The organism is Pseudoalteromonas sp. TB51 (assembly GCF_000498055.1).
Classification (GTDB): Bacteria; Pseudomonadota; Gammaproteobacteria; order Enterobacterales; family Alteromonadaceae; genus Pseudoalteromonas; species Pseudoalteromonas atlantica.
In genome coordinates this window covers 1-6,196 of sequence record NZ_AUTO01000209.1, presented here as the reverse complement: position 1 = coordinate 6,196, position 6,196 = coordinate 1, and the positions used below count along the sequence as shown (strand labels likewise).

Sequence of the window (6,196 nt, the reverse complement as noted above, 5' to 3'; positions counted from 1 at the left end):
AGAAGCCGCTGATGGTATGCAGGCTGTTACTAAGGCACTAGCATTAAAGCCATGCGTTATTGTTATTGATATAAGCATGCCTGAACTAAACGGCATGGAGGCAGTTAAAAGGCTGCACGAACAACTCCCTGAATCTAAAGTATTGGTTTTGACCATGCATGAAGAACAAGAGTATGTAATTCATATGGTTCGTGCTGGTGCATCAGGCTACTTATTAAAAGATAGCGCCAGCGATGAGTTATTAGATGCCGTTAATGCACTCTCACAAGGTAAAACGTATTTTAGCCAGTACGCAGCTAATGTTTTAGCCTCTTTATCGTGCAAGCCAGCTGAGCAATGGCAAGACCCATATAAAAACCTTACCAGCAGAGAGAGAGAAGTTTTTCATTTAATAATTGAAGGTAAAACAACAAAAGACATAGCGCGCTCACTCGATATTAGCGTTAAAACGGCTGAAAACCATCGAGGAAAGGTGCTCGATAAGCTCAGTGTTGCTAATGCTGCAGAGCTTGTACGCTATGCAGCTAAAAATAACCTATTGCTATAAAACGGGTGTTTTAACTAATACACCCTAGGGGTTTTCCCGTATGTTTTAAACGTTAGTTGTTTGCCATTCTCAATGGGTCAAAACAATTAAGGTGTAAGCTCATGTTTAAAACAACACTAAAAACTAAAAAATTACTGATCGGACTTATGAGTGCGGGTATGTGCTTAGCGCCCTTGCACGTATCAGCAAAGTCATTAGGGCCGCAGCTGCAACAACTACTTACAAGTGCAACAGATCAAGATGCTTTTGAAGTAATCGTAACGTTTGAAGGTAAAGGAAAGCTAACAAGCGATCTAACCAATGTTATCGAATCGGCGGGTGTCCTTGGAGGGATCACCTTTAATAATCTACCAATTATGGGAATAAAAGCGACCAAGGCTCAAATTGATGCAATTTATGCCTCTGATAAGGTCCGCTCAGTTTGGTATAACTCACCGCTTACGCTTGAAAACGATGGCTCAACACAAATTACAGGTGTAGATAGGCTCCGTGAAGATTCATCTCTACGTAACCAAGGCATGCCTTTTTCGGGCCGTGGTATTGGGGTAGTAGTTAACGATTCAGGTGTAGACGGCACTCACTCAGATATTAAATATCCAAACCATGTTATACAAAACGTATTGGCGCAAACCAATTTGCACTCTCTTTCTGAAATACTACCTATTACCTATCAAGAAAACACGGCAAATACAGATATTGCTGGTGGCCATGGTTCGCACGTAGCTGGCATTATTGGTGGTAATGGCGCCATGTCTAGTGGTAAGTATCAAGGGGTTGCGCCCGGAGCTAAAATTATTGGTTATGGCTCAGGAGCTGGTTTATTTATACTTGATACGATAGGGGGCTTTGATTACGCTTTAACTCACCAATACGATTACAATATTCGTGTGATCTCTAATTCATTTGGTAGTACTAGTGATACAGGCACCGACTTCAACCCAGATCACCCAACCAATGTGGCAACAAAGCAGCTTTCAGATAACGGTGTAATAGTGGTGTTCTCTGCAGGGAACTCAGGTAGCGGTGAATCGACGATTACTGGTAATTTTAAAAAAGCACCTTGGGTTATAACGGTTGCTGCAGGAGATAAAGATGGGCAGTTAGCCGATTTTAGTTCTCGCGGCGTTAAAGGTAAATCAGGCGTTGTAAGTGTAGATGGCGAAACGTTTACTTGGGAAGATCGCCCTACAATTACTGCACCAGGCGTTGATGTTATTTCTACACGTGCTTCTTTATCTAGTTTAAGTGCACTGAGCATTACAGATGATAGCGAAGTGATGGAAGCCAGTCACGTACCGTATTATACATCTATGAGTGGTACCTCGATGTCTGCCCCGCACATTTCAGGTGTTGTTGCATTAATGCTTGAAGCTAATCCAAATTTAACTTGGCGAGAAGTTAAAAGTATCTTGCAAAAAACAGCAACTAATATGCCTGGCAAAGAAGCGTGGGAAGTTGGCGCAGGTTATGTAAATGCTTACGCAGCAGTACAGTCGGTTGTAAACACACAGCTTGCATTTGGTGAAACGACTAAACTACAACGTGAATTTAATGCTTACGCGTTAACATCAATACAAGCAGACTATAGTGAATCAGTACCCTTTAGCCCAGTGGGTGAAAACGACGGTATTTTAATTCCCGTAAATGTGAATGCTTCCATGGTAATGGTTAACGCTAATGTTGACGATAATACGGTTGGCTTATCACTCGTTAGTCCTTCAGGTAAAACGTATAGTTCAAGTATTGCATTACCCGTTTTAGGACAAAATATCGCAGTTACTGCTCCGGCTGAATTTGGTAATTGGACCTTAAAAGCGCATGGTATTGGGGGAGTGTCTGGTGTTGATGTAGACCCCGCTGGCCTTACAAATGGTTACGGGCTACCTAGTGAAATCACTGCAAATATTAAAATAGTTAAGACCGATGGGTATAAAGGCCTCAGAGATATTAGCGATCATCCTGCAAAGTCATTTATTGAATATGCCGTTAGTGAGCAGCTAGTTGATGCTAAAAGAACGGGTTTTCATCCGAATGACTATCTTTTACGCCAAGAGTTAGCTGACTTTCTTATGTTAGGAGGAGGGATTAGACAGTCGAACTTAGCTAAAAATAGTCAGTTCAATGATGTATCAAACGATTTTTCTGCAGCGATTAATAGTGTGACTCAACAAGGGGCTGCACTTAGAAATACAGAGCAAGATCAAGCAGCAGTTATGCAATCCGATGCAAGCTTATTTAGCCCGCTTGAGCCAGTTAGCCGAAATGAGCTCGCGTATTCATTAATGCAATCTTTGGCATTGGAGAATCAAGCTTTTAGCTTTGAAGGTGATATAACTGTAGTTTATGGTGAGCAACGAATAGCGCTAACAGACCAAGAGGCAATCCCAAGTGAGCTAAAAGGTTATGTGCAACTTGCTTTAGACTTAGGGGTAATGAATGCTTATTACAATATTAGCCAAAATGCTTATGATTTAGAGCCCACGTTATCAGCATCGTTTAATGGTGATAAGTTAATTACACGAGCAGATTACGCGGTAGCAATCACAAGGCTTCACAAAAACTAACCCTCCGATGAAGTATTAAGCACCACTTTACCAACATGTATTGTGGTGCTTTTTTATATGGACTAATAGTTATTCAATATTCTGAATTTGCTCTCTCATCTGCTCAATAAGCACTTTTAGCTCTACAGCTGCATTAGTAATATCGCTATTAATAGACTTAGAGGCTAGGGTGTTTGCTTCGCGGTTAAACTCTTGCATCATAAAATCTAAACGGCGGCCACACGCGCCACCTTTATTAAGAATTTTTTTAGTTTCTTTTACGTGCGATTTTAAGCGGTCGAGTTCTTCGGCAACATCTTGCTTTTGCGCAAGGTAAATAAGCTCTTGTTCAAGGCGAGATTCGTCAATGTCGGTTTTTAAGTCTTCAAGCTTTTGATTAAGCTTTTCACGCTGCCACTTTGCTATTTCTGGTAAGTGACTTTCTACTACAGTAACTTGCTCAAGTATGGCATCAAGGCGAGTGGCAATCATTTCTTCTAAATTTGCGCCTTCATCGCCACGGGCTGATTTAAAATCTTCAACTACTTGGTCAAAGCCCGCTATAAGTGCTTTATTTACAGTATCTAAATCGAGCTCCTGTGCTTCCATTACGCCAGGCCAGCGCAGTATATCAACAGGGTTAATGTCGCCACTGCTTTGTTGCTGCACCCATTTAGCACTATTTATTAGTTGCTCAGCAAGTGACTCATTAATTGATAGCTCACCCACGTGTGCTGGATTTGCAACAAACTTTAAAAATACTTCAACTTTACCGCGTTGCAAATTTTTACGTAAACGCTCACGAATTACCGGCTCCATGCCACGAAATTGCTCTGGTGCGCGAATAAACGTTTCAAGGTAGCGCTGGTTTACTGAACGAATTTCCCAGGTGCCAGTGCCCCAATCGCCTTTAATTTCGCGACGCGCATAAGCAGTCATACTGTGGATCATGGATAAGTTCCTAAAATTTATTAATACAATATTGCGATGATTATACCGTAACACTGCTTAACCTCTAGAGAAAATTTATTACGCTGAATATTTTACAATCAGCATGGCATCTACCTGCACATGCACTTATAATGTCGCAAATTCAGAATTAAGGGGATCGTCAATGCGTCCAAGCGAAAGAACACCTAACCAAATTAGACCGGTATCATTTACACGTAATTACACATTACACGCTGAAGGCTCAGTACTTGTTGAGTTTGGTAATACCAAAGTACTTTGTACTGCTACGGTTGAAGCAGGTGTACCACGTTTTATGAAAGGCCAAGGTAAAGGTTGGATCAACGCTGAATACGGTATGCTACCGCGCTCAACGCACACGCGTAACGCACGTGAAGCAGCACGTGGCAAGCAAGGCGGTCGTACTATGGAAATTCAACGCTTAATTGCTCGCGCATTAAGAGCTGCAGTAGATTTAAAAGCGCTTGGCGAAAACACCATTACAATTGACTGTGATGTGATTCAAGCTGATGGCGGAACACGTACTGCATCTATCAGTGGTGCATGCGTTGCTTTAGTTGATGCACTTACTCACATGCGCGCTAAAGGAATGATCAACTCAAACCCACTTAAGCATATGATTGCTGCTATCTCGGTAGGTATTTATAAAGGCCAACCAATTAGTGATTTAGAGTACCTTGAAGATTCTGAAGCCGAAACCGATATGAACGTAATTTTAACTGAAACAGGTAAAATTATTGAAGTACAAGGTACCGCAGAGGGCGAACCATTCTCGTTCGACGAATTAGATGAGCTACTTACACTGGCTAAACATTCAATCCGTGAAATTATTGACGTTCAAAAACAAGCGTTAGCATAAGCGAGTACCCCAATGAAAGATTATCAAAAAGAGTTTATTGAATTTGCTTTAGAAAAGCAGGTTTTAAAATTTGGCGAGTTTACCCTTAAATCAGGTCGTACAAGCCCATACTTTTTTAATGCTGGCCTTTTTAATACAGGACGTGATTTAGCACGTTTGGGTCGTTTTTATGCATCAGCCCTTGAAGACGCCGCAATAGAATACGACGTTTTATTTGGCCCAGCTTATAAAGGTATTCCTATTGCAACCACTACCGCAGTAGCGCTGGCAGATCACCATGATAAAGATGTACCTTATTGCTTTAACCGTAAAGAGAAAAAAGCACATGGTGAGGGTGGTACATTAGTAGGTTCTGCATTAACGGGCAAAATTATGCTGGTGGATGATGTGATCACCGCAGGCACTGCGATTCGTGAATCAATGGAAATCATTGCCGATAACGGCGCAGACCTAAGTGGTGTACTAATAGCACTTGATCGCCAAGAAAAAGGCAAAGCTGAGCTTTCAGCTATTCAAGAGGTTGAGCGCGACTTTAATACCAAAGTGATCTCTATTGTAAAATTAGCTGATCTTATTAGCTACCTTGAGAGCCAAGGTACAATGGACGAGCATTTAGCATCAGTTAAAGCATACCGAGATCAATACGGTATTGCCTAACTAAAAAAAGCCTCGCAATTGCGGGGCTTTATTTTGACCACAGTAAATAGAGCTAATAATGAAAGATGTATTTAAACCTAACGGCCTTGGTATAAAGCGTATATTTAAAGCAACGTATTGTTCATACCTTGGTTTTAAAGCGGCCTTTATAGAAGAAGCGGCTTTTAGGCAAGAGTTGCTACTTAGCATTATTTTGCTACCCATTTCTTTTTGGCTAGCTTCATCGGCATTACATTGGGCATTGTTAGTAAGTACATTACTGATCATACTGATTGTGGAATTACTTAATTCAGCAATAGAAGCGCTCACTGATCGCGTAAGTACAGAGCGCCATGTATTATCGGGGCGTGCGAAAGATATGGGATCTGCAGCGGTAACACTCTCATTAATGATCCTTACGATCGTGTGGGGTGCTAGTTTGTATATAAAGTTATTTCAGTGAACCCTCTATATAAACCAATTAATACACCTAAAATGTTAATAAAGTGCTAGTTATGTTGTGTTTTTAGCGCATTTAGCTCAAATACTCAGCGAACAGTCATTTATTTCAAGTTTTCTTCAAAAAAGGGTTGATCTGTTTTCGGATCTCCCTATAATGCGACCCCACTGAGACGGCAGAGC

The 6,196-nt window shown here is 41.2% G+C and carries 6 protein-coding genes; 5 read left to right on the top strand and 1 reads right to left on the bottom strand.

The window, feature by feature from the left end; genetic code table 11:
- Positions 1 to 547, top strand: a 547-nt coding sequence (locus L650_RS0111230) for a response regulator (protein WP_029773154.1), incomplete at its 5' end; no start/stop codon positions are given.
- Positions 548 to 648: 101 nt separating this feature from the next.
- Complete coding sequence (locus L650_RS0111225; RefSeq protein WP_029773153.1) at positions 649 to 3,111, top strand: S8 family serine peptidase; 2,463 nt, start codon at positions 649 to 651, stop codon at positions 3,109 to 3,111.
- A gap of 69 nt (positions 3,112 to 3,180) precedes the next feature.
- Here L650_RS0111225 and L650_RS0111220 read toward each other — a convergent pair whose 3' ends face one another.
- Complete coding sequence (locus L650_RS0111220; RefSeq protein WP_024032427.1) at positions 3,181 to 4,041, bottom strand: YicC/YloC family endoribonuclease; 861 nt, start codon at positions 4,039 to 4,041, stop codon at positions 3,181 to 3,183.
- Positions 4,042 to 4,204: 163 nt separating this feature from the next.
- Between L650_RS0111220 and rph the strand changes: the two genes are divergently transcribed.
- The 3 genes from rph to L650_RS0111205 are packed head-to-tail and all read left to right on the top strand — an operon-like array spanning position 4,205 to position 6,017.
- Positions 4,205 to 4,918: a ribonuclease PH gene (gene rph, locus L650_RS0111215; RefSeq protein WP_004588248.1), complete on the top strand. Its 714-nt coding sequence runs from the start codon at positions 4,205 to 4,207 to the stop codon at positions 4,916 to 4,918.
- 12 nt (positions 4,919 to 4,930) lie between these two features.
- Positions 4,931 to 5,575 carry an orotate phosphoribosyltransferase gene (gene pyrE / locus L650_RS0111210; protein ID WP_004588247.1) on the top strand — a complete coding sequence of 215 codons (645 nt, stop codon included), beginning with the start codon at positions 4,931 to 4,933 and terminating at the stop codon, positions 5,573 to 5,575.
- Positions 5,576 to 5,633: 58 nt separating this feature from the next.
- Positions 5,634 to 6,017 carry a diacylglycerol kinase gene (locus tag L650_RS0111205; RefSeq protein WP_029773152.1) on the top strand — a complete coding sequence of 128 codons (384 nt, stop codon included), beginning with the start codon at positions 5,634 to 5,636 and terminating at the stop codon, positions 6,015 to 6,017.
- The last annotated feature ends 179 nt before the right edge of the window (positions 6,018 to 6,196 follow it).

What these genes read in the sequence shown, in the direction of transcription:
- L650_RS0111225 (WP_029773153.1), top strand. Translation starts at nt 649, where the DNA reads ATGTTTAAAACAACACTAAAAACTAAAAAATTACTGATCGGACTTATG.
- L650_RS0111220 (WP_024032427.1), bottom strand. Translation starts at nt 4,041, where the DNA reads ATGATCCACAGTATGACTGCTTATGCGCGTCGCGAAATTAAAGGCGAT.
- rph (WP_004588248.1), top strand. Translation starts at nt 4,205, where the DNA reads ATGCGTCCAAGCGAAAGAACACCTAACCAAATTAGACCGGTATCATTT.
- pyrE (WP_004588247.1), top strand. Translation starts at nt 4,931, where the DNA reads ATGAAAGATTATCAAAAAGAGTTTATTGAATTTGCTTTAGAAAAGCAG.
- L650_RS0111205 (WP_029773152.1), top strand. Translation starts at nt 5,634, where the DNA reads ATGAAAGATGTATTTAAACCTAACGGCCTTGGTATAAAGCGTATATTT.